The 24,403-nt window shown below is 33.3% G+C and carries 24 protein-coding genes; 10 read left to right on the plus strand and 14 right to left on the minus strand.

What is annotated here, in order from left to right; genetic code table 11:
* Positions 1-13 precede the first annotated feature (13 nt).
* Positions 14-778, plus strand: a complete 765-nt coding sequence (locus tag ABD816_RS02385; protein ID WP_344924378.1) for a class I SAM-dependent methyltransferase — start codon at positions 14-16, stop codon at positions 776-778.
* Positions 779-919: 141 nt separating this feature from the next.
* Here the strand turns inward: ABD816_RS02385 and ABD816_RS02390 are convergent, their stop codons facing one another.
* The 10 genes from ABD816_RS02390 to ABD816_RS02435 all read right to left on the minus strand — a co-directional run bounded on the left by ABD816_RS02390 (position 920) and on the right by ABD816_RS02435 (position 10,667).
* Positions 920-1,522 (minus strand): RNA polymerase sigma factor, encoded by a 603-nt coding sequence (locus tag ABD816_RS02390; protein ID WP_344924380.1) that lies wholly within the window; start codon positions 1,520-1,522, stop codon positions 920-922.
* A gap of 580 nt (positions 1,523-2,102) precedes the next feature.
* Entirely contained in the window at positions 2,103-3,098 is a 996-nt protein-coding gene (locus tag ABD816_RS02395) for an FAD:protein FMN transferase (protein WP_344924381.1), read from the minus strand.
* A gap of 9 nt (positions 3,099-3,107) precedes the next feature.
* Positions 3,108-3,485, minus strand: coding sequence for a Na(+)-translocating NADH-quinone reductase subunit F (locus tag ABD816_RS02400; RefSeq protein WP_344924383.1), 378 nt, complete (start codon positions 3,483-3,485; stop codon positions 3,108-3,110).
* 51 nt (positions 3,486-3,536) lie between these two features.
* A complete protein-coding gene (locus ABD816_RS02405; RefSeq protein ID WP_344924385.1) occupies positions 3,537-4,421 on the minus strand; it encodes a DUF4846 domain-containing protein in 885 nt (294 codons plus the stop codon).
* A 102-nt stretch (positions 4,422-4,523) separates the two neighbouring features.
* Positions 4,524-5,831 carry an NADH:ubiquinone reductase (Na(+)-transporting) subunit F gene (gene nqrF, locus ABD816_RS02410; protein WP_344924518.1) on the minus strand — a complete coding sequence of 436 codons (1,308 nt, stop codon included), beginning with the start codon at positions 5,829-5,831 and terminating at the stop codon, positions 4,524-4,526.
* A gap of 8 nt (positions 5,832-5,839) precedes the next feature.
* Positions 5,840-6,553, minus strand: coding sequence for an NADH:ubiquinone reductase (Na(+)-transporting) subunit E (gene nqrE, locus ABD816_RS02415; protein WP_344924387.1), 714 nt, complete (start codon positions 6,551-6,553; stop codon positions 5,840-5,842).
* A gap of 83 nt (positions 6,554-6,636) precedes the next feature.
* Positions 6,637-7,329 carry an NADH:ubiquinone reductase (Na(+)-transporting) subunit D gene (locus ABD816_RS02420; RefSeq protein WP_344924389.1) on the minus strand — a complete coding sequence of 231 codons (693 nt, stop codon included), beginning with the start codon at positions 7,327-7,329 and terminating at the stop codon, positions 6,637-6,639.
* 3 nt (positions 7,330-7,332) lie between these two features.
* Positions 7,333-8,088 (minus strand): Na(+)-translocating NADH-quinone reductase subunit C, encoded by a 756-nt coding sequence (locus ABD816_RS02425; protein WP_344924390.1) that lies wholly within the window; start codon positions 8,086-8,088, stop codon positions 7,333-7,335.
* Positions 8,089-8,090: 2 nt separating this feature from the next.
* Positions 8,091-9,311 (minus strand): NADH:ubiquinone reductase (Na(+)-transporting) subunit B, encoded by a 1,221-nt coding sequence (locus ABD816_RS02430; protein WP_344924391.1) that lies wholly within the window; start codon positions 9,309-9,311, stop codon positions 8,091-8,093.
* 3 nt (positions 9,312-9,314) lie between these two features.
* Positions 9,315-10,667, minus strand: coding sequence for a Na(+)-translocating NADH-quinone reductase subunit A (locus ABD816_RS02435; protein WP_344924392.1), 1,353 nt, complete (start codon positions 10,665-10,667; stop codon positions 9,315-9,317).
* Positions 10,668-10,856: 189 nt separating this feature from the next.
* On the opposite strand from ABD816_RS02435, the gene ABD816_RS02440 reads away from it, so the two are divergent.
* From ABD816_RS02440 to apaG, 3 genes are all read left to right on the plus strand, one after another.
* Positions 10,857-12,125: a type IX secretion system plug protein gene (locus ABD816_RS02440; protein ID WP_344924394.1), complete on the plus strand. Its 1,269-nt coding sequence runs from the start codon at positions 10,857-10,859 to the stop codon at positions 12,123-12,125.
* A gap of 131 nt (positions 12,126-12,256) precedes the next feature.
* Positions 12,257-13,249, plus strand: coding sequence for a DUF3667 domain-containing protein (locus ABD816_RS02445; protein ID WP_344924396.1), 993 nt, complete (start codon positions 12,257-12,259; stop codon positions 13,247-13,249).
* A gap of 6 nt (positions 13,250-13,255) precedes the next feature.
* On the plus strand, positions 13,256-13,642 hold the full coding sequence (gene apaG / locus ABD816_RS02450; protein ID WP_344924398.1) for a Co2+/Mg2+ efflux protein ApaG: 387 nt from the start codon (positions 13,256-13,258) through the stop codon (positions 13,640-13,642).
* Here the strand turns inward: apaG and ABD816_RS02455 are convergent.
* Both ABD816_RS02455 and ABD816_RS02460 read right to left on the minus strand, forming a co-directional pair.
* The gene (locus ABD816_RS02455; protein WP_344924401.1) at positions 13,639-14,628 is read right to left on the minus strand and encodes a DUF6695 family protein; all 990 of its coding nucleotides are present in this window, start codon (positions 14,626-14,628) and stop codon (positions 13,639-13,641) included. The genes apaG and ABD816_RS02455 overlap by 4 nt on opposite strands.
* Positions 14,629-14,764: 136 nt before the next feature.
* Positions 14,765-15,481, minus strand: a complete 717-nt coding sequence (locus ABD816_RS02460; RefSeq protein WP_344924402.1) for an NRDE family protein — start codon at positions 15,479-15,481, stop codon at positions 14,765-14,767.
* Positions 15,482-15,630: 149 nt separating this feature from the next.
* Here ABD816_RS02460 and pruA point away from each other — a divergent pair, with 149 nt between their 5' ends.
* Positions 15,631-17,259, plus strand: coding sequence for an L-glutamate gamma-semialdehyde dehydrogenase (pruA, locus tag ABD816_RS02465; RefSeq protein WP_344924404.1), 1,629 nt, complete (start codon positions 15,631-15,633; stop codon positions 17,257-17,259).
* Positions 17,260-17,379: 120 nt separating this feature from the next.
* Here pruA and rsmG read toward each other — a convergent pair whose 3' ends face one another.
* A complete protein-coding gene (rsmG, locus tag ABD816_RS02470; RefSeq protein ID WP_344924406.1) occupies positions 17,380-18,012 on the minus strand; it encodes a 16S rRNA (guanine(527)-N(7))-methyltransferase RsmG in 633 nt (210 codons plus the stop codon).
* Between the two features lie 138 nt (positions 18,013-18,150).
* On the opposite strand from rsmG, the gene ABD816_RS02475 reads away from it, so the two are divergent.
* The 5 genes from ABD816_RS02475 to ABD816_RS02495 all read left to right on the plus strand — a co-directional run bounded on the left by ABD816_RS02475 (position 18,151) and on the right by ABD816_RS02495 (position 22,877).
* On the plus strand, positions 18,151-19,245 hold the full coding sequence (locus ABD816_RS02475; protein ID WP_344924409.1) for a fatty acid desaturase family protein: 1,095 nt from the start codon (positions 18,151-18,153) through the stop codon (positions 19,243-19,245).
* A 49-nt stretch (positions 19,246-19,294) separates the two neighbouring features.
* A complete protein-coding gene (locus tag ABD816_RS02480; protein ID WP_344924519.1) occupies positions 19,295-20,482 on the plus strand; it encodes a pyridoxal phosphate-dependent aminotransferase in 1,188 nt (395 codons plus the stop codon).
* 327 nt (positions 20,483-20,809) lie between these two features.
* Positions 20,810-21,742, plus strand: coding sequence for an OmpA family protein (locus tag ABD816_RS02485; protein ID WP_344924410.1), 933 nt, complete (start codon positions 20,810-20,812; stop codon positions 21,740-21,742).
* Between the two features lie 26 nt (positions 21,743-21,768).
* Positions 21,769-22,392, plus strand: coding sequence for a hypothetical protein (locus ABD816_RS02490; protein ID WP_344924412.1), 624 nt, complete (start codon positions 21,769-21,771; stop codon positions 22,390-22,392).
* A gap of 209 nt (positions 22,393-22,601) precedes the next feature.
* Positions 22,602-22,877: a hypothetical protein gene (locus tag ABD816_RS02495; protein ID WP_344924415.1), complete on the plus strand. Its 276-nt coding sequence runs from the start codon at positions 22,602-22,604 to the stop codon at positions 22,875-22,877.
* 29 nt (positions 22,878-22,906) lie between these two features.
* Here ABD816_RS02495 and ABD816_RS02500 read toward each other — a convergent pair whose 3' ends face one another.
* Positions 22,907-24,403: a TrkH family potassium uptake protein gene (locus ABD816_RS02500; RefSeq protein ID WP_344924418.1), complete on the minus strand. Its 1,497-nt coding sequence runs from the start codon at positions 24,401-24,403 to the stop codon at positions 22,907-22,909.

Consider the following 24,403-nt stretch of genomic DNA (forward strand, 5'->3'; position numbering starts at 1 on the left):
GCACAGAGATTCAATGAAAAAAATTTTTAAACTCATATTAAATACAATCCCCAGGCCATTGCTTATCCGATTGAGTTATCTGGCAACTCCAATACTTGCTTTCATACTAAAAGGAAAAAAATACACCGACCCTATTGATGGAAGAAGTTTTTCTAAATTTTTACCCTATGGCTATGGAAACCAAAGGGATAATGTACTCTCTCCTTCTACGTTATCCTTAGAAAGGCATCGTTTACTCTGGCTATTCTTACAGAAGAAGACAGACTTCTTCACAACTCCCGCTAAGGTATTACATTTTGCTCCAGAGCAAGCTTTTTATAAAAGATTCAGAGCATTAAAGCACTTGGACTACACCACCACTGATCTTAATTCGCCATTAGCAGATGTAAAAGCTGATATTTGTGATTTACCCTTTTCTTCTAACACCTATGATGTGATCTTCTGCAATCACGTATTAGAACATATTCCGGATGATACTAAGGCTATGAAAGAAATCTTACGCATTTTAAAACCTGAAGGTATGGCTATTTTGCAAATTCCACAAGATCTGGATAGGGCATCTACTTTTGAAGACAACAGTATTACGGATGCAAAGGAACGGGCTAAAATATTTGGACAATATGATCACGTACGTGTATATGGAAGAGATTATTTTGATAAGTTAAGGTCAATAGGATTTAAAGTGGAGGAAGTAGACTTTACAAAAATGTTATCCTCAGAAGAAGTTATTAAATATTGCTTAGCTCCAGGAGAAATTATCCCGGTTTGTTATAAATAGGACATCTTAGTTGTACTCTGCAATTAACTCCATACGGTAGAAAATTCCAGATAAAAATTCTTTACAACACTATCTACTTCAACACTATATCCTTCTACACAAAAAAATAAGTCACAATAATTTTCTTGCTATAGAGCATGTTTAAATAACTATTTTTTTTACATCATCACTTTTGGAGATGAGTGCCAATTCTTTATATACAGGATCATTCTCTATCATTTGAATCAGATTCTTCTTGCATTCGAATTTATTCTTTCTAGCATATCCTTCAGAACATTGCATTGCCAAAGCTGTTTCCTTCATACTTTTTCCATCAAAAAAGGAAGTAAGTACCTCTTTACATTTACAAGTAAGCTTTAAGAAATGTTTTCTGTACAAGAGCTCTTTTTCATCTATTTCTGCAAGATCAACACTTTGTTGTTCAATCTTTATGATTAGCTTATCAATAGCACCACAACAGATCACCTTAAATTTTCTTCTTAATCTATTCATCCATACGTTTTTGCATATCCCATAAAAATATGTATGGATTGAACAATCAATATGAAATGAATCGGATTTTAGTTGTTTGTATAAAATAATGAATCCATCTTGAAAGATATCTTCTGAGTCACTTTCATTCCCCGAATTCTGAATGATAAAACTATGAACTGTAGTAAAATTTTTCTCATAAAATAAATTTAAAATTTTTTGATCCCCCGCTATAATACCATTGAAAATCTTGATTTCATTAACATACCCCATAGTAATGATTTTAAGAATTAATTAGTTGATTTTACCCCTGTTTAAGTATTAACAATTTTCATTCCATTATTAAATAAAACAAGATTTAGTAAAAAAGCATCATAAGGATTTAATACTAGCATGATAGATAGAAACAAAACGGCATTCAATTCAAAAGACGAATAAAATTTAAAATGTAACGTCTTGACTTTCCTATAGTATCCTTTTTTTTAAAGCTCTCCTAAAAATAAATAGGTTTTAAAATCATTAAAAGTAAAAATGAGGGTAAGATCAATATGAATGAGTGAATAAGAATAAATACAGTCTATAACTAATTTATGAGGAATTTCTTGATATTATTCTTGCATATAGAACTACCTTGTAGATAATGATTCAGACTATGTTAAAAAAGCATCTACAAATGGAGGTTTTCGACCCAAGAATATAAAGCTTAAAAAACAAAACGACTTTACTACAAGAATCAGGAAACAAGACTTCTTTCTCTTGATTATATGCACTAGACCCGAGGTAGAGTCTCGAGAAATTCTAATGATTAAATGTCAAATTTATTAGATACTAAAATATTTGATTGCAAAAGCAACTAATTTTCAGGGAAATCATTTACAGAAAGCGTCCGTAATTCCTTTTCCTTACTTTCATAAATAAAATACACCTTTAACTCAGGGTGAGTAGTCAAAAACCGTTTAGACTGTTCTAACCCCATAGACATAAAAGCTGTAGCATAGGCATCTGCTTCCATACACGATGTTGCAATCACCGATACGCTTAATAAATGAGATTGATGAGGATATCCTGTTTTAGAATTAATGATATGAGCGTACCGATTTCCATCTACATCTACTTTAAACTTTCGATAACTACCTGAAGTCGCCATAGCCTCATTTTGTAAAGAAATCACTTTGCTATACGATTGGGTTTGATCAAAATTGGGATCTTCTACTCCAATTTGCCATGGCTTTTGCTTCGCTTTATTAATTCCTTTCCCTCTGATTTCACCACCAATTTCTACCAAATAATGTTCAGCTCCTCTGGATTCTAAAAATTCAGCAAATACATCTACGGCATATCCTTTTGCTAAAGCATTAAAATCTATAAATGTATTCCTCTTTTCCTTTACTATTTTATTATTCTTAATATGCACTTTATCTAATCCAACGGATAACAATAAACTATCAATTTTTAGACTATCTAATGCTTTTACATTTCCTTGAGGTCCAAAATCCCAAGCATTAACTAAAACGCCAATAGTAGGATCAAATACCCCATTAGTCTCTTTATGAATTCTTTTTGAAACATTAAAAACTTTCTGAAAATGATCATCCACTACCACTAATGAATCTCCTTTATTAATTCTGGAAATATCAGAATCCTCTTGATATGTAGACATAGAGGTATTAATCACAGTAATTAAACTATCATATGATTTGGTAAAATCTATCTGTTTTTTATCCATATATTGAACAGAAAAGGTAGTTCCAAATGCATTTCCACTTACATAATTAGTATGAATAACAGGGTCTCTATTACAAGAAAACAAACCTATTATTAACAAAAAAAAAATTGAAAATTGATACATATTATTAGTTCAATTAAGATGTGTTTCTATCAATTGTAATCCAGCATACTCCAATGTATAGTCCTCATTCAAAAAAACAGGTTGGTTAGGATTCACTGCATTTTGCAGACCTACTCCAGCATAATATACTTTGGCTTCTTGTTCTCTAGCGTGTTTTTTAAAAGCTTCCATCCAGACCATATCATAATTATGTGGATTATCGGGATAGGCTATCGCTTTTACTAATACAAAATAACGTTGATTAGAAGAATCAATACAAACAAATTGTGGATGCTTACCCAATGTACTATTGATTGCGATAAACTCAAAACCTTCTTTTTCTAGTTCTGTACCAACAATATTCATTGCTAGATTATGAAGCTCTTGTTTTGTAAGTTTTCTTGCCATAGAAATACAAAGATAGTCGTTGAATTTTTAATTCTAAATATTGATTGAAATTTATTTAAACCGAATAAACTGCCCTTCCTTAAAATAATAGCTGGGGGTATAGATCGTTTCGTTTTGTTTAAATTGATACCATGGTGAAAGATCCGCATCTTCAAAATTCTTTAGCAAACAAATATTCTGTGCAGGTGTATTACCCTGTGCTAACAGAAACAATTTACCCCCTTGATCATCGACAACTTCATCAACAATTATTTCTATATGACCCGGAGTACCAGGGTTTACTAACATATCCCCTATGGTCAGATCATCTATATTCACTTTTGACAGTTCCTGATAAAGTGACAATGTACCTGCATATGTATAAATTAAATTCAAATATTTATAAAAATTCTCCTTAGAATGATTGGAAGTTGCTGTTTTATGGAATGTAACTTTATTTCCATTGATTTTAGGCCTGTATCCTGCTGCATAACCTTTCCAAGAACAATGATGACCAGAAGTAAAGTTAAAACCTATCTCATCTTTTCTATGTTGATCCCATAGATATTCTGCTCTTATCCTCATTAATACGTCTGCACATTGTTGCAATCCATTTTCTGGAACCGGAATATCTAAAATAGCATCATGCCAGTGCTGAGCAAAATATTTAGTATGATCATAATTAATAATAGGTGATCCGTACTCTTTTACCTTATAGGTTCTAAGATACTCCTGAAATGAATTTTTAGCATAAGTAATTCGTCTATAACCCTCAGGGATTAAAACTCTCGATACGATCGTCTCTCCTTTTATATTAATATATACAGGAACTGAGTTTCCCATACCTGTAACCCCCTTAACCACATTAAGCGTCATAGTACCCACTATTGTATTCTTTACCAATAATACAACTATCAATATAACAACGGTAACTATAAGAATCCAAAACTTCTTCATAGATTTTTTTTCAATCTAGTTTTACCTATATAGTAAAAAAACCGATACAATTAATTGCATCGGTTTTTTACTATATATTAATGATTACCTTTCAGTTAATTTTTAACCTCCAAAGTCATCAAATCTAATATTTTCATCAGGAATTCCGAAGTCTTCACCCATTTTCTGAACAGCTTTATTCATTAATGGAGGACCACAGAAATATAATTCTATATCTTCTGGAGATTCATGTTTACTAAGATAATTATCAATCACACAATTATGAACGAATCCTACAAAACCATCTCCATCATCATCTAAGTCATTTTTAACTTTCCAGTTATCCTCTTCTAAAGGTTCAGAAAGTGCCAAATAGAAATTAAAATTAGGAAACTTTTTATCTAAATCATAAAAGTGATCTAAGTAAAATAATTCTCTTTTAGAACGACCACCGTACCAATATGTAACTTTACGACCCGTTTCTAATGTTTTAAATAGGTGATATAAATGTGATCTCATTGGGGCCATACCAGCACCACCACCAACGTATAACATTTCTGCTTCAGATTCATTGATAAAAAACTCTCCGTATGGACCAGAAATAGTTACTTTATCACCAGGTTTCTGTGCAAAAATATAAGAAGAAGCAACACCTGGATTTACATCCATCCATCCATTTTTAGCTCTATCCCAAGGTGGAGTAGCGATACGAACATTCAGCATAATCTCCATACCTTCTGCAGGATAAGACGCCATAGAATATGCTCGCTCTACAGTTTCAGTATTTTTCATCGTCAATGGCCATAATCCAAATTTATCCCATTCTTTCTGAAATTTATCCGGAGTCTCATGCTCTTCAGGATGTGCAGTAATATCCATATCAGCATATTTAATTTCACAAGGAGGAATTTCGATTTGAATATACCCACCTGCTTTATATCCCATATCCTCAGGTATACGCACCACAAACTCTTTAATAAAAGAAGCTACATTATAGTTACGAACTACTTCTGCTTCCCATTTCTTGATCCCAAATACTTCTTCCGGAATCTGTATATTCATATCTTGCTTTACCTTTACCTGACAAGCTAAACGTGCTCCATGCTTTAACTCTTTACGAGAGAAATGAGGTGTCTCTGTAGGTAATGCTTCTCCTCCACCTTCTAATACGTGGCATTCACATTGAATACAAGTTCCACCGCCACCACAAGCCGATGGCAAAAATATCTTTTGATTTCCTAATGTAGATAACAATGTTCCTCCTGAAGCTACTTCAATTTCTTTTTCTCCATTAATTGTAATCTTGACAGGTCCTGAGGGTAATAGTTTATCTTTTGCAAATAATAAAATTCCAACCAATATTAATGTTAAGACCAAAAATGAAATAATGGTAATAACAATTGTTCCAATTGTAGATGCTGCTAAAAATATCATATAAATTAATGTATTGAAACGTTAGTATTTTCTGCTACTTCTTTAGCAGTTTTTTCTTCTACCTGAACAGTATTCTGTTCTTTTTTCTCTTCTTCATCTCCACCTGTCAACATACCACCGAAACTCATAAATCCGATAGCCATTAGACCTGTAAGTATAAATGTAATTCCAAGTCCCCTTAATGGTGCAGGTACGTTAGAATAACGTATTTTCTCTCTAATAGCTGCAATCGCAAGAATAGCAAGAAACCATCCTATACCAGATCCCACTCCATAAACAGCTGCATGAGAAATCGTTGCAAACTCTTTTTGTTGCATAAATAATGATCCTCCTAAAATAGCACAATTAACTGCTATCAATGGTAAAAATATACCCAAAGAATTATATAAAGATGGTGAAAATTTCTCTACAATTATTTCTACTAATTGCACCATCGTTGCTATCGTTGCAATGAATAAAATAAATGTTAAAAAGCTCAGGTCATACTCAATATACTCTGGCCCTAGCCATGATGCCAGTGCTCCTTCTCTAAGAATGTACTTGTCCAGTAAAAAATTCAAAGGCACTGTAATAGCTAAGACAAATATAACAGCTGCTCCTAGCCCAACTGCTGTTGACACCTTTTTAGATACAGCTAAATATGAACACATTCCTAAGAAGAATGCAAATACCATATTATCAATAAAGATTGATTTTAAAAATAATTCTAAATATTCCATTGTATAATTAGTTTTTAGTTGACTATTGATTGTTGATAGCACATTCTTACTTATAACTATCAACTAACAACTGTGAACTGTATCTAGTGATCTTCTATTAATGCTTTATTTCTGCTTCTCTGAATCCAAATAATAATTCCTACAGTAATTAAAGCCATAGGGGCTAATACCATAAATCCATTATTTTCATATCCATAAGCGTATAATCCAGTTTTATCAATTGCATTCCCAAATACTTCAAATCCGAATAGTGTACCAGAACCTAATAATTCTCTAAAAAATGCAACAATAATTAGTAATAAACCGTATCCTGCAGCATTTCCTATTCCATCCAGAAATGATTTCCAGGGTCCATTAGCTAAAGCGTACGCTTCAAAACGTCCCATAATTATACAATTGGTTATAATCAATCCAATAAATACAGAAAGTTCTTTACTTAAAGTGTATGCAAATGCTTTCAAAACCAGATCCACAATAATTACCAGAGTAGCTACAACAATCAACTGAACAATAATCCTAATTTTAGAAGGAATAATATTTCTCATTAATGAAATTACTACGTTTCCTATTCCTAAAACAAAAATTACAGAAATTGCCATTACAATAGAGGGCTTTAACTGAGCTGTAATTGCTAATGCGGAGCAAATCCCTAATACTTGTATTGTAATTGGATTATTATCCGTTAACGGATCTGTTAATAATTTCCTGTTTTTCTTTGAAAATAAAGGCTCTTTTGGCTCTTTAACTTTCACTTCTTCTGTGCTTACTTCGGCCATTTGCTATTTATTTAAAGTTTTGAAATAAGGTTGATACATTCTGATTCCGTTCTTCACCATTGCTGTTACACCATCACCAGTGATCGTTGCTCCAGCCATAGCATCTACAGCATTATCATCCTTTCTTGTATTTTTTGGATCTGCATTTCCTTTCTTTACGGTAATTCCTTTATAATTTCCGGAAGCATCAAGAATACGTTCTCCTATAAAATCATCCCTAAAATAGGCTTCCTTAATATTAGCACCTAACCCGGGAGTTTCACCTTTATGGTCAAAAAATGCTCCTTTTACAGTTTCAAATTCTTTATCCAAAGAAACGTATCCCCAAATTGCATCCCAAAGCCCATTTCCTCTCATCGGTACTACATAATATTCTTGTCCGTCTTTCTTACCTATGAACAAAGGCAACTTTCTTTCATAAGAAGGATCTTGCTTTACTTTATCGTTTTCTTTTTTCACTTCTACATCAAAAGCATCGGTAGTTTTAGTAGCAGTATTTCCTGTAATAATATACTGCTCTTCACCAAAATACTTAGTAAAAAGTTCTTCTGCTTCTTCTGCAGAAACAAATTCATTAGGATCTTCCGGATCTGTAACACCCATTGCAAATAAAATATTCTGTTGTTTCTCTGTACGTTTATTTGCTTTAATATCTTTATCTAACATCGAAGCCGTTCCAGCTAACAATGATCCAACCACTAATACCATAACGATAGCAAAGATGATTGTATATGAGTTTTTATCTGTATTAATCGCCATGACTAAGCCGTTTTAAGTTTTAAACGTTTCATTCTCTTTTTGATGTTACCCTGTACCACATAATGATCAATTGTAGGTGCAAAAACATTCATAAGAAGTATTGCTAAGAATACCCCTTCCGGATAAGCAGGATTAAACACCCTAATCAGTATTGAAATGAATCCTATTAAAAAACCATAAATCCACTTTCCTTTATTGGTTTGTGATCCAGAAACAGGATCTGTAGCCATAAACACAACACCAAAAGCGATACTACCAATAATCAAGTGTTGCCAAAACGGTGTACTCATTAATCCGTAAAACTTGCTCGTTTCTGTAATCCATCCAGCATCTACAACGCCATTAAAAATTAATCCCATAATAGCTGCTCCTGCAAAACCGCTTATTATAATTCTCCAGCTTGCAACTTTTGTATATATTAAAAATGCCGCGCCCAATAAAATAAGTAATGTAGAAGTTTCTCCTACAGAACCAGGAATAAATCCATTAAACATATCTGCATAACTAAACTGTACAGGGTTGCTTTGGGCGAGACTACCTAAGATTGTTTCTCCAGACATTGCATCTAATTGTGATCCTGCTGCTATTTCATTAGTTCTTTCTACTGCTCCGTGAACCCAAACTTTATCTCCTGACATCCAAGTAGGATACGCAAAAAACAAAAATGCTCTTATTGTCAAGGCTGGATTTAAGATATTCATTCCAGTTCCTCCAAATACTTCTTTACCAATGACAACTCCAAAAATTACAGCAATGGCAAGCATCCAAAGTGGAATATCAACAGGTACGATAAGAGGAACTAACATCCCTGTTACTAAATAACCTTCTTCTACTTCATGCCCTTTAATCACAGCAAATAAAAATTCTACTCCCAGACCTACACCATAAGAGACTATAACTAAAGGTAGTATGGTCCAAGCTCCGATTACCAGATTATCCCAAGTCAAAAAGTGTTCAAGAACAGAAAAATTTTGAGGAAATCCGTTTAAAGCAGCATAGTGCTGATAACCGGCATTAAACATACCAAAAATCAAACACGGTATTAATGAGATAATTACCGTATTCATAGTACGTTTAAGATCATCCGCAGCACGCACATGCGCTCCAGAATGTGTAGTCTCATTTGGTAAGTATAAAAAAGTATGGAATGCATTAAATGCAGGCGCCATTTTTTTATCCTTATACTTAAGCTTTAATTCATGTAATTTATTTTTCAAGCTCATAGCCTATCCTATTTCTTTTAACATTAAATCTAATCCTTCTCGTATCATTTCCTGATGTGGTTGCTTAGAAACACAAACAAATTCTGTTAAAGCAAAATCCTCTGGTGCTACCTCATACATACCTAATTGCTCCATAGCGTCAAGATCATTAACCGCACAAGCTTTAAGCAATTGAAGCGGATATATATCTAACGGAAAGACTTCTTCATAATTTCCAGTTACCACAAAAGCACGGTGTTCACCATTTGTATTGGTATCTAATTTATATTTTTTATTAGGGAATAACCAAGAAAATGTCAATGCTCTGGAAGGTGATATTTTATTAAATACAGGCTTATTCCAACCAAAAAACTCATAATCATTTCCTTCTGGAATTACTGTGATACTGGTATGATAGTATCCTAAATTACCATCAGGTTTTACGTTATTACCGGTGAGCACATTTCCACTAATAACTCTAATATTATCTTCATTGACTCCTCCATCATATATGATCGTAGAAACTTCTGTTCCTATTTTAGTTTTATAATATTTTGGTTTCTTTATGGATGAACCAGCTAATGCAATAGTGCGTTCTGCATTGAACCTACCAGTTAAAAGTAACTCTCCTATAATCACTAAGTCATTTGGACTTACCACCCAAACGACTTCTCCTTTATTAATCGGACTTACTTTTGATATTTGCACGCCTACATTTCCTACTGGATGTGGTCCACTAAGCGTATGTAAAACAATATTTTTTAGATCAGAAAAGGGTGAATTTCCTTTTTTATTGATCGAAACATGTACTTGTCCAGCTGTTAACTTGCTAAGTGCGTGCACAGCTGCCTGAAGCTCTTTTTCTTTGCCTGACAAAACATAATCACAATCTGCTGCCAGAGGTGCTGTGTCATATGCTGAAACAAAAATAGCCTTTGGAGCAACATCTGGATTAGCAATTACATCATACGGACGCTGCTTTATGAAGGGCCAGCATCCAGCAGTTAAAAGATGCGACTTTATCTCTTCACTATTCATTGCCTGCACATCTTTCACTCCAAAATCAGTATACTTCTGTTCTTTGTCAGCCAATATCTTGAAAGATAAAATTTTTCTCTTGGCACCGCGAAGAATTTCTACAATTTCTCCACTTACTGGAGAAGGAAAAAGCATCTGTTCCTTAGATTTTGAATGGAAAAGCGGATCTCCAGCTTTAACCTCCGCACCAATTTTAGCAAGCACTTTTGGAACGATACCATGGAAATCATCAGGTCTAATTGCATATACATTACTTTTGATAGCATCCACAGTAACTTTTTCTGCTTCACCAACAAGCTTAATGTCTAAGCCTTTTCTGATACGAATGTCTTTTGACATATGTGTAGTCTATTTTATTAACTAAAAAAATCGAGCAAATTTAATAATTAAAACACGTAAGAAAAAGTCACTACCGTTATAAGATTTTATTTATACTGGTTCTAAATAGCTATTTTTTTTACTTATTAAATATAGTAAATTATTTCGGCATATACTTTGTTTATCTTTACAGCATTAACTATTGTCTTTATGTTGCAAAAAACAAAAAAAATATTAGGGTTTTTTGGATTATTTATTATCCTGTCATCCTATTGCTTAGCACAAGAAATTGTAAAAGAAAAAAGCCCTCCTGATTACATCAGAACAATTCAGTTATTTGGCGAATCTGAATTCTCAGGAACACCTATCCTTCAACTTGGTCAAAAACTTAGTATTAGGTTTGATGATGTTAATGGAGATGAAGCAGACTATTATTATAAAATAGCTCACTATAACTTTGATTGGACCCCTTCTCCCCTGTATAGAAATGAATATTTAAATGGCTTTGACGATATAAGGATTCCTAATTATGAAAATTCATTTAACACCTTACAACTTTATAGCAATTATATTTTAGAAATACCCAATGAGGACACAAAAGGTTTTAAAGTAAGTGGAAATTATATCATCGAAATTTACAATGATGATGATGAAATGGTATTTTCAAGAAAATTTATTGTCTATGAAAATATCGCAACTGTAAAAGTTCTTACTAAGCGATCGAGAGATTTAAAATATATCAATACAAAACAATCAGTACAATTCGAAATAGAATCTTCCAGTGAAATTTTAAAAAACCCTAATCGAACTGTAAAAACCTTAGTCATACCAAATAATGATCTAAATCAAGCAATCACCGATTTAGTACCTCAATTTACGATTGCCAATAAATTAATGTATAAATATGATGTAGAATCCAGTTTTTATGGAGGAAATGAATTTCTTTTTTTTGACAACAAAGAAATAAGATCAGCAACAGCAAATATAAAACGAGCTGAATTACTGGACATCTATCATAATTATCTATATCCGGATGTAGTAAGAGCTAATAGAAACTATACATATAACCCAGATATCAATGGTAGTTTTGTGGTAAGAAATTTACGCGCAGATGATAGTAATACGCAAGCAGATTATGTCTGGATACATTTTTCTTTAGAGTGCTACGAACCATTAGGTGGAGGAGAAATTCATTTATATGGTAATTTTAACAATTACACTTTCGATGAATCCACAAAATTAACATTCGACGAAATAAAAAAAGTATATACTACGAAACGTTTATTTAAGCAAGGATTCTACAATTATAAATATGTATTAGTAAAACCTGATGGAACTATAGACCCGGGATTTATTAGTGGTAATTTTGATGAAACAGAAAATGAATATGTGGTACTTGTATACTACAGAGCCCCTGCAGCTCGCTATGACCGAGTTATCGGAAAGGGCACCGGAAGCTCTATCAATATATCTAATTAATCATAAATCATTTATTAAACAACCACTTATTAGTCACGTATAAATGAACAAGATTTAGTTTATTTTCAACACGACTGTGTCAAATTCTAAAACATCATTATTTTTACCGCAAATTACATTAATCATCATTAATGAATCAAAAGGGGAGGTTTCTTAAAAAATACAGAGGTGCCGAATGCCTTAATTGTCAAGTTCCACTAGAAGAAATTGATAGATATTGTCATCAATGCGGTCAAATTAACACCACAAAAAAATTATCCTTACAGGATTTTTTTATTGAATATTTTTCCAATTTATTTTCCTACGATTCCAGATTGAGGCATACCATGGCTTCTTTATTATTTAAACCAGGTAAAATCTCGAGAGAATATATAGATGGCAAACGAGTCAAATACACCAATCCCTTTCGGTTTTATTTAAGCATTTCTATTATATTTTTTATCATATTTTATAGTACTCATTTAATAATTTCAGAAAACGAACGTAATGAACCTATCCTTTATAACTCATTTGAAAATCAGGATACAGTCATTAATTATACAGAAAAACAATTAGATACCATGTCAGTTTTCGGATCTATTTCGAAACGAATAAAAATGTATAGTGATCACTATGTAAAGACAGAAACAACTTCACCGGATATTGCACTAGACAGCCTTAAGCACAAAAAAAACAACTATACACGCTATTTATACAAAAGAGCAATCAAATTAACAGATCTGAAAGACAAAGATGGCAGCGACCAGCTTTTAAAATTTATTTTTAACAAACTACCTTTATCTATCTTCTTCTTTTTACCAATTTTTGCACTTACTATTTGGATTTTATACGTTCGAAGACCCTTCAATTATATGGATCATTTGATCTTCATATTCCATACACAAACCTTGTTTTTTATATTATTTGGTATTGCTACGATTATAAGTAGGTTATTTGATGCTAAAATTTTTAATAAAATCGCATTCATTTTATTTTTAATCTATTTATTTCTGGCAATGAAAAGATTTTATCAACAAAGTGTAGGCAAAACTATTGTTAAATTTCTGTTAGTGAACATATTATTTTCTATCTTAGCAGCTATCGGAATAGTCCTAATGTTTTCCATTTCAATCTTTTTATATTAGTTTAATATGGTTCAACAAATAACCAGAGGCATCAAAATTTCAGTGGACACCACTTTTGAAGGTACGTTCTTTAAGAACTATAAGATTCATTTTGCCTTTGGGTATCGCATAACTATAGAAAACCAGAGTAAAGATTCTGTACAACTCACTTCTCGGTATTGGGAAATAAAAGACGCACTCAGCAATCATGAAATTGTGAAAGGCGAAGGCGTCATAGGAAAAAAACCTGTGTTAAAACCCGGAGAATCACACACATATAATAGTGGTTGCTTATTAAGCTCCCCTTTTGGAGCCATGAAGGGTCACTACAATATGATTAATTTTACATCTACAAAGAAATTCATGGTGGCGATACCCAGTTTCAAACTAAGTGCTCCTTTTGCACTAAACTAAGCTGGTTTAATAACTCTTACAACTTCTAATTTTATAATTTTATCCTCTTGCTTAATATGACAATATTGACAATGAGAATCATATGTAAATTGATGTTTTTTTGAAATATCAAACTTAGATGTAGCTTTGAAAAGCCCTCTAAAATCCTCTTCCCCACTTTCAGTATATCGAGAAATCTCCATCAAAGATTGTACTTCAGACATCTTTACTGTAAAATAAGCACTACTACCTATTCCAGAGAGAAAATGAGCAGTTTTTGCTAACTCAGGCGGATCAACATTTTTATTCAATACGGGAATTCTCTTATCAAAATAATTTGTAAGATTCTCCTTAAAGACAGAAGCTGGATACGCTTGCAAAACTCCATTCTCCACCTGATAAATTTTAGTTCCCATAGAAGCCTTTTGAACATTACCCAATGGACTTGGTGTAAACAATTTATTGCGTAATAAAGGTATTCGTATTTTAGCCACATCAGTACTTACAAGCAAGGTATCTGTAACAATTCTAGAGCAGTTACTTCCTTCTTTTCTGAAAGTAGAATAAGGTATACTTCCCCTACTTTGTAAATCCAGCACATAAGATAACGCCTTATCATAGTTAATATAATCACATACAGAAGCTACTAAACGACCACTACCATGTGTTTTTTCAGGATGAGACTCTAACCATAGTAAAAACTCTTTAACATTAGACAGCGTTCCATCTTCAGCAAATCGAGCTTTGAAAGGAATTTTTAATTCTACATCTGTACTTGCACTCCGCACCCTTCCTTTTCCAGGAGGTGTTATATACCTCCCAAAATCAAAATAATCAGCATTACCAGTACTATTTTCTATCAAAACCAAGGCAGCATGACCCGCTTTAATAATTCCATTTTTTCCTAAACCCACAAGTTGTAAAAGGTCGTTTACATACTTCTCATCAGAAAAGCGAACAAAAGTATCCGGAAAGGCTAGAGATATTATTTTTCCCGTGTAATTCACACGTCAAATTTTTAAATTAATATTTTTTTGAAAAGTATTGAATTGTCTTTTTAAGCATCACGATATTTTAATGCAGACTTTTTAGAATAAAAGAACTTATTAAGTCTGGAGAGAGCCCTCTCTAAAAGATGGTTTGCTACACAGTTAATGCTTCAAAAACTACTGTATGCACCTCTTGATCCTGCAAATTTTCATAACGCATGGAAACCTCTTCTTCATTTTTAACAATCTGAGTAATACTCCTGGTCTTTAGTAATCCGCGATCAATCCGTAGGTCAATATTTTTATCTCCGATACCCGCATTTTTATGAAAATCAAGTAATACATCTGATGTTAATACATTATTTTGCTCAAAGGTACGGAACCATCCTTCTCGTTTAGTCTTCATCTCACTAGTATACAAGGTTGATGAAGACCAGATATACGTTGTATTCTCTAATTTTTTAAAATGCTTTTTTTCTCCATCCCATACCAGTTCATAAAAAGCTAATTCAGACTGCCAATCAGCAGCAATAATAGTAAAAGGTTCTATGCCGGATAATAGATATGCCTCCATCGCTTTTTTTATATCTTTAGCTTCTAACAAATCTTTAACAACAATCCCTCTACTTTTACTATATGAAGTATTTCTTTTATGAAGTTCAAAACCTCCATTAAGTAAACAAACCATGGTATTATTATCACTTAACCCGATCCACGTACCCCCTGCAACTGCATCTTTAGGAAATAACATTCTAGTCTGATTTACTTTATAAAATTCAGGCAATAATGTTTTACGATTTATAGCTTCATCCCGATTAGAGGTTAAAACAAAACTATTTTTTTGCAGGGGACTTAACGTTACTGTACACATATATTTTTGGGTCGATGTAATATTGCACAACTTACAAAAAAAAAATACAAAACCTATATGTTTAGAAAAGGTTAAAAAAAATGGTACCCTTTATAATTTCCTATCTTTGCTTTTTAAAATACTAACTCACTAAAATAACGCGTCTTACTATGGGAAAAGGTTTTTTTCAAGTTCCAATGGCAATTAATGAACCCGTAAAATCCTATGCTCCTGGCACACCTGAGCGGAAGGAAGTTCTAGCAACCTACAAAGATTTACACAACACTACCATAGATATTCCTCTATATATTAATGGAGAAGAAATCAAAACAGGCGATACCGCTACGATGTCACCTCCGCATGACCATAAGCATATTTTAGGCACTTATCATAAGGCTGAAAAGAAACATGTACAGAAAGCCATTGAGACTGCACTAGAAGCCCGAAAAAAATGGGGAAATCTGGAATGGGAACAACGTGCGGCTGTATTCTTGAAAGCGGCAGAACTGATTGCCGGACCCTACAGGGCTAAAATTAATGCTGCTACTATGTTAGCGCAATCAAAGAATATTTTTCAGGCAGAAATTGACGCTGCCTGCGAGTTTATAGACTTCTTGCGTTTCAACGTAGAATTTATGACTCAAATTTATAAAGATCAACCATCCTCTACTTCTGGCGCATGGAATAGACTAGAATACAGACCGCTAGAAGGTTTTATATATGCAATCACTCCATTTAATTTTACAGCTATTGCGGGTAATTTACCTGCAAGTGCCGCTCTAATGGGGAATACCGTTATTTGGAAACCAAGTGATAGTCAGATTTTTTCTGCGAAAATTATTGTAGATATTTTTAAAGAAGCCGGCGTACCAGACGGTGTCATCAATGTTGTTTATGGAGATCCTGTAATGATTACAGATACTATATTAGCAAGTCCTGATTTTGCCGGAATTCATTTTACAGGAAGTACTCATGTGTTTAAAGATATCTGGGCAAAAATTGGAAGTAATATTCATACGTATAAAACATACCCTAGAATAGTAGGAGAAACTGGTGGTAAAGATTTTATTCTAGCACATGCTAGCGCCAATACAAAACAAGTATCTACTGCCATTATACGTGGAGCTTTCGAGTTCCAAGGGCAAAAATGTAGTGCTGCTTCCAGAGTATATGTTCCAAAAAGTAGTTGGGCTGATGTAGAAAAACATCTAATAGCTGACCTCGCATCATTAAAGATGGGATCACCAGAAGACATGAGTAATTTTATTACTGCAGTAATTCATGAAGGGTCTTTTGATAAATTAACAAAATACATCGATCAGGCAAAGAAGGATACAAATGCAGAAATCGTTGCTGGTGGTGGATATGATAAATCCAAAGGTTATTTTATTGAACCTACAGTAATTGTAACAAAAGACCCAAAATACACCACCATGTGTACAGAATTATTTGGTCCTGTAGTTACCATATTTGTTTATGAAGATACTGCCTGGGAGGAAACTTTAAAACTAATAGATGAAACCAGTGAATATGCTTTAACAGGAGCAATTTTATCAACAGATCGCTATGCAGCTACAGAAGCAACAAAAGCATTACAAAACGCAGCAGGTAACTTCTACATTAATGATAAACCCACAGGTGCTGTTGTAGGGCAACAACCTTTTGGTGGTGCAAGAGCCTCTGGAACCAATGATAAGGCTGGTTCCTACCTTAACTTATTAAGATGGGTATCTCCGCGTACTATCAAGGAAACTTTTGTAACTCCAATAGATTATAGATATCCTTTTCTTGGTGAATAGTCAATAAACAAAACTTATTTTAATTAATCTTAGCAAGTAGGCTTTAAGAAGCAGGATAAAAATATGTCCTGTTTCTTAAAGCTTTTATTTTAAGCTAATCTGATGCTTAGAGAAAATCAATTATTTTAATTTATATTTCAGTGGTTGATATACCACTTTTTTGGTTTCAAAAAAATCTTCCTCAAAATAATCAGACAAATTATATTGTATAGCCTTAGGAAACAAAGCCAGTTCTTCTGTCAGATCTCCACCTTTTAGATATAAAATCCCATTAGTACGCTCGTGTTGACTCTTTTTTGCACTATTCTTACGTACCCATTTCACAAAATCAGGCATGTTAGTAACTGCACGACTAACAATAAAATCAAAACGCTCATCAAAAGTTCCTGCTCTCCTTTGCTCTGCTCTCAAATTAGAAAGTCCCAGTGCTGCTGACACTTCATTAACCACTTTTATTTTTTTTGCAATCACATCAACAAGATAAAATTCAGTTTCAGGAAACATTATAGCCAATGGAATTCCAGGAAATCCACCACCTGTACCTACATCCAGCACTCGGGATCCAGATTTAAATTCCTGGATTTTAGCAATCCCCAAGGAATGCAGTACATGACGTTCATATAAGAACTCAATATCTTTACGAGAAATTACATTGATTTTAGCATTCCATTCAGTATAAAGTTCTTTTAACTTTAAAAACCTTGTTTGCTGTTCATCAGTCAGCTCTGGAAAATATTTAAGTAGAATATTCATTAAGAAACAATTAATGCGCAAAAATACGCGTTACTTTAATATATTTTACCCTTTTTGGGAAGTTAAAAAAATATAAATACTTAACTTTACCACCAATATAAAATAGGATATTACTTCTATTTTTATAGCATGAAAATCATGACAACACCTCAAGTACGATTTAGTAAGACAGATTCAGCAAAGTTCTTTAGAACATTAAATAAGCGAGTAAATAATTATTTCAAAGAGAATAATATAAAAAGGACCGGTAATTGGAAATTACACCTGAAAACCATTACGATGTTTTCGCTTTTTCTTACTCCATATTTTCTTATTCTAACATTAGACATTTCGCAATGGTGGATGTTACTCCTTACCATTATTATGGGTGTAGGGATGGCCGGTGTAGGCATGAATGTAATGCACGATGGCAACCACGGCTCCTATTCTTCTAAAAAATGGATTAACAAATTAATGGGAAGTAGTCTTTATATCATGGCAGGCAATGTATATAATTGGCAAGTACAACACAATGTGCTACACCATACATATACTAATATCCATGGACATGATGAAGACATGGATGCTGGAAGAGTAATTCGTTTTACGAAACATGCAAAATGGATGAAGATGCATAAGTTTCAACAATATTATTCTGTTTTCTTATATGGATTACTGACTTTTAACTGGGCAATCACAACTGATTTTAAGCAAACCAAAAAATACTTGGCTCGTAAACTTGCGTACGGAAAATTACCCAGTCCATTAAAGCAGTGGAGTACTGTAGTAATTACAAAAATCATTTACGTCTTGATCTGGATTGTAATTCCTATGGTGTTTATGGACATTGCCTGGTGGAAAATTTTATTAGGATTTTTTATTATGCATTACGTTGCTGGACTGATCTTAAGCATCGTATTTCAATTGGCACATATTATTGAAGGTACAGAAATGCCACTGCCTGATAATACTGGAAATATGAAAAACACATGGGCTATCCACCAACTATTTACAACTGTTAATTTTTCTACTAAAAATAAACTTGTAAATTGGTTTACGGGAGGATTAAATCACCAGGTAGAACATCATATTTTTCCAAACATAAGCCATATTCACTATACTAAAATTTCTAAAATCGTAAAGCAAACGGCGTTAGAATTTAATTTACCTTATAATGAATACAAAACCACACGTGCAGCTATTGTTTCACATTTCAAGCATTTAAAGGAAATGGGAATGAAACCTGCATTATAACCGTAACTTTTATTTACCAATTAGTAACATGAGTACACAAGTATCAGAAATGAGCATTCAACTATCAGACAGAATTAATCAATTAAAAGCTTCTGCAACTTTAGCAATGGCTGCAAAGGCTAGAGAACTTAGAGGAGAAGGAAAAGACATTATCGGACTCAGTTTAGGTGAGCCTGATTTTAATACTCCGGATTTTATTAAGGATGCTGCCATACAAGCAGTCAATGATAATTATAACTCATACACTCCCGTTGATGGATATGTAGAATTAAAAGATGCAATTATCACCAAGTTTAATAGAGACAATGATTTAACCTATGATCGTTCTCAGATTGTGGTTTCGACAGGAGCAAAACAGGCATTATACAATATAGCTCAGGTTTGTCTTAATCCTGGTGATGAAGTCATATTGCCTTGCCCTTATTGGGTAAGTTATAGTGATATCGTCCAATTAGCAGGAGGAGTACCCGTAGAAGTAGCAACCTCTATCGATACAGATTTTAAAATGACTGCCGAACAATTAGAAAAATCAATCACCCCAAAAACTAAGATGATTTGGTATAGTTCTCCTTGTAACCCAAGCGGATCTATTTATAGTAAGCAAGAATTGAGAGCATTAGCTGATGTTTTACAAAAGTATCCGGATATTGTTGTAGTCAGTGATGAGATTTATGAACATATTAATTATGTAGGTGGACATGCATCCATGGCACAATTTGATGATATGTACAACAGAACGGTTACTGTAAATGGTGTTGCTAAAGCTTTTGCTATGACCGGATGGAGAATCGGATATATTGGCGCTCCTGTCAGTATCGCCAGAGCATGTAACAAGATACAAGGTCAGGTCACTAGTGGAGCTAACTGTATCGCACAAAGAGCTGTAATTACAGCGTTAGAAGCGCCGGTTAGCAAAATCCAATATATGGTGGATGAATTCAAAAACCGCAGAAAACTTATATTAGGACTTTTAGCCGATATTGAAGGGTTTGAATGTAATGAACCAGAAGGTGCCTTTTATGTGTTTCCAGATATATCTTATTTCTTTGGAAAAACCTTACAGGGACAGAAAATTAATAATGCTTCTGATTTTTCTATGTACCTATTAGAGCATGCAAATGTAGCAACAGTAACAGGTGATGCTTTCGGAAATGGAAACTGTATCAGAATATCGTACGCTGCCAGTACGGAACAAATTACAGAAGCAATTCAGAGAATCAAAACTGCAATTAATTAAAATATAATTATATTTTTTTCAGAAGATTTAACACTAAAAAAATCTCTGTAAATTTCTATAAAAAGGAGAGGAGTTGATTTGATCAACTCCTCTCCTTTTTATATATCACGATATCGTAAAAAATAACGATGTAAATGTTTCAAAAACAAACGTACTAAATGAGTTATTTAATTTGAATATCCTCCAATAAAAGAATTTGGCACATCTCCTTTTAACGGTAAATCACACAATTACAACGATTACAGCTAGTTTAAATGAACTGAATTTGACTACTTTACATTTTTTTTTAATAACTTCATCACTACTAACACAAAAAAATCATCACCAATGACAAAAAAATCAACCTACCTTTTTGGTATTGTGTTGACGATTATTATCGGGGCTATTCTAAATTGGTATCTGTGTTGTAATCCAGGGATTATAATAGATGATACAAAAAAAATAGTAGAAGATAAGGTCGTTCCACCAGTACAAGAAGCCGAAGTTATTAATCCTCTATCTATCAAAGATGATACAGGAACTTTTGACTACACCACTAATGATAATATCAATTTTGATGTTTCCAGTAACGCAATACGAACCCCTATTGCTACTACTGTAGATACCGGCATCTTAAAACTCACTAAATATCTATCTACCAATCCCAATAAAACAATTGATATTACGGGATATTATATGAATAGTGAAAATTACAATGGCGCATTACCCAATCTCGGAATTGCACGAGCTACTGCGGTAAAAAACTATTTAATGGAAAAAGGGATTTCATCTAAACAAATCAACGTTTTAGGATCAATCGATACTGAGTTAACATCAAAAGATAATATATTGCTTGGCCCGATATCTTTTAACATCAACACTAAGAAAGAAGAAGATACTGCCAAAGCAGATGATGAATTAAAAGAGCTACGTAAAAAAATCATTGCGGATCCTCTAGTACTTTATTTTGACACTGGTGATAGCAACATTCAATTAACAGCTGCTCAAAAACAGAAAGTATCCGATATTTCCACGTATTTAGACAAAGTGGATGGGGCAAAATGCATGGTCGTTGGTCATACCGACAGCAGAGGGCAACTAGCAAAAAACATCTCCTTAGGTCAAGAAAGAGCAGATGCTACAAAAGCATATCTAGTTCGGAATGATATTTTGGAAAGTAAGATTGAAGCAATCTCTAAAGGTCCTAAAGAACCAATAGCCAGTAATAAAACTAAAGACGGTCAGGCTAAAAACAGAAGAACCGTAATCACATTAAACTAACTATAAACTTAAAAAAATAGAGACATATGAATTGGTGTTTTATAATCCCAGTAATTGTTGGTGTACTATGTGCACTATTAGGATATCTTTTAGGAAGGTTACTTTCTGGAAGCACTACTAACGATACCACAGAACTAGACGCATTAAAGAAAAAATATGCGACACTTGAAACTGATTTTAATGCATGTAAATCAAAACGTGCATCTCTGGAAACAGATTTATCAAAATGCAACAGTGATTTGGCTCAATGTAGATTGGATGTATCAGCTAAACCAGATGTGAGCAATATATCATCCATCAATACTCCTGTAGAACCCCCTGTAACGCCTGAAGTAGCCATTGTGGCATTACCTTTTGATGCTGATGCAGCTAAAACTGTTTTTGGAAAAAAGATAAAACAGGATGATCTTAAAATTATAGAAGGAATAGGTCCTAAAATTGAAGAACTTTTTCATAATCATGATGTCAAAACATGGAAAGCATTATCAGAATGTACTATTGAGAAATGCCAGGAGGTTCTAAATTCTGGAGGGAAACGTTATGAGATTCACAAACCCGGCACTTGGCCTAGACAGGCTAAGATGGCTTATGAAGGTAAATGGGCAGCATTACTAAAATGGCAAGACGAACTTGACGGCGGCAAAGAATAATTTTTTTCAATAAAAAAGGTGATTATAATTAATTCTTATTGATAATCACCTTTTTTATAATTAAACGTTAAATTTTACAACAATTTTTGTGATTTTCTTATTACAAAAATTATCGTTCCAGAAAAGAAATAGAGTAAATTTGCATTTCCAAAACACTATCATATGGTATAATAATACGCTATTGTAAACAAAATCGTAACCCCCATATTATGATCGATATTTTGGAAAAAGAACGTACGGTTCAGAAAAACATACTTGAAATTTTTAAGGAAAATTTTCATGTATCAAAAACGGATGATGAAATACTTAACATCAACCCCGAAAAAGAGTTTGGAGCAAATTCTAACCTTTATTATGAATCTATTTCGGATATATTCTTATTAGAACAAGAACATCAAAAAAAAATTACCGGAAAAGTGAAACATACCATTAAAAAAGTTGCTAAACTTTGGGAGACCACGCCATACTCTCTCTCTCCTATGTAAGGCACTTAAAAAAGATTTGAATATAATCGTTATCGGTTTCTCCAGAAAAATGGTGTTAATAAAATTAGTACTGTAAAAAGTTCCAATCTACCTATTAGCATTAGGAACGAACACCACCATTTACCAAAATCAGGTAATACATCAAAATTATTGACCGGACTTAATTTTCCAAAAGCAGGACCTACATTTCCTAAGGAAGAAGCTGCACCCCCAATAGCTGTTTCAAAATCCAGTCCCAATATACCTAGAACTAATGATCCTATGATAAAGGACAACATATATAGTATAAAAAATGCCAAAACATTATAAACAATCTCTTTAGAAACAGCTCTCTTGTTATACCGCACAGGCAAAACTGCATGAGGATGTAATGTTCTTTTAAACTCTAAAATACCATTACGAATCGTAATCAAATGGCGCACTACTTTCATACCTCCGGCTGTAGAACCAGCAGAACCTCCCAGAAACATTAAACCAAAAAATAGTATTTTCAAAAAAGGTGTCCATACCGTAAAATCTGCTGAAACAAATCCGGTAGTTGTAATAACCGCCAATACCTGAAATAATGCATGACGAAATGCACTCTCCACTTCTCCAAAAACCATCGGGTGATCTATAACCGACATTGAAGGATCAGCTTTTAAATAAATAATTAACGTAGCGACAGCAGTAAAACTAACAACAAAAATCGCATACCATCTAAACTCCTGATCCCCTATAATCTTTTTGAAATTACCTTTAAAGCCAAAATAGCTTAAGACGAAATTCATTCCTGCAAGAAACATAAAAAGAATAATGATATATTGTATCAAAGGTTGATCGTTCCAATAGGCTACACTTGCATTTTTAGTAGAAAAACCTCCAGTAGAAAGCGTACTCATAGCATGATTAATCGCATCAAAAAAATCCATACCTGCAAGCTTAAGAAATAATGTTTGTGCCGCAGTATATCCAAAATAAATCAACCATAATCGCTTAGCAGTATCTGTAATTCTGGGATGTAATTTATCAGCGCTGGGACCTGGAGCTTCTGCAGCAAATAACTGCATTCCTCCTATCCCTAATAAAGGTAGAATAGCCACTGCTAATACAATAATACCCATACCTCCTATCCAATGCGTTAAACTACGCCAGAATAAAATACCTTTTGGGATAACCTCTATTTCGTTTAGAATGGATGCTCCTGTAGTAGTATATCCAGACATGGTTTCAAAAAAGGCATTGGTAAAACCAGGAATTGCTTCAGAAAACAAATAAGGTAAAGAACCACTAAGAGACATAAAAATCCACCCAAAAGTAACGACAATATACCCTTCTCTTTTATTAATAGATTTTTGATGCTCTCTGGTAATAAACATTAAAATCACACCAACAAACATGGTTAGCAGTGATGCTAACATAATCTGGATAGTTACTCCATCTTTATATATAAAACTAATAATAGTCGCTAAGAGCATAAATCCTCCATTACAGAGTAATAAAAGCCCCATAATATGAGTAATGATCTTAAAATTAAGTTTAGACAT

The organism is Aquimarina addita (genome assembly GCF_039539305.1).
GTDB lineage: Bacteria > Bacteroidota > Bacteroidia > Flavobacteriales > Flavobacteriaceae > Aquimarina > Aquimarina addita.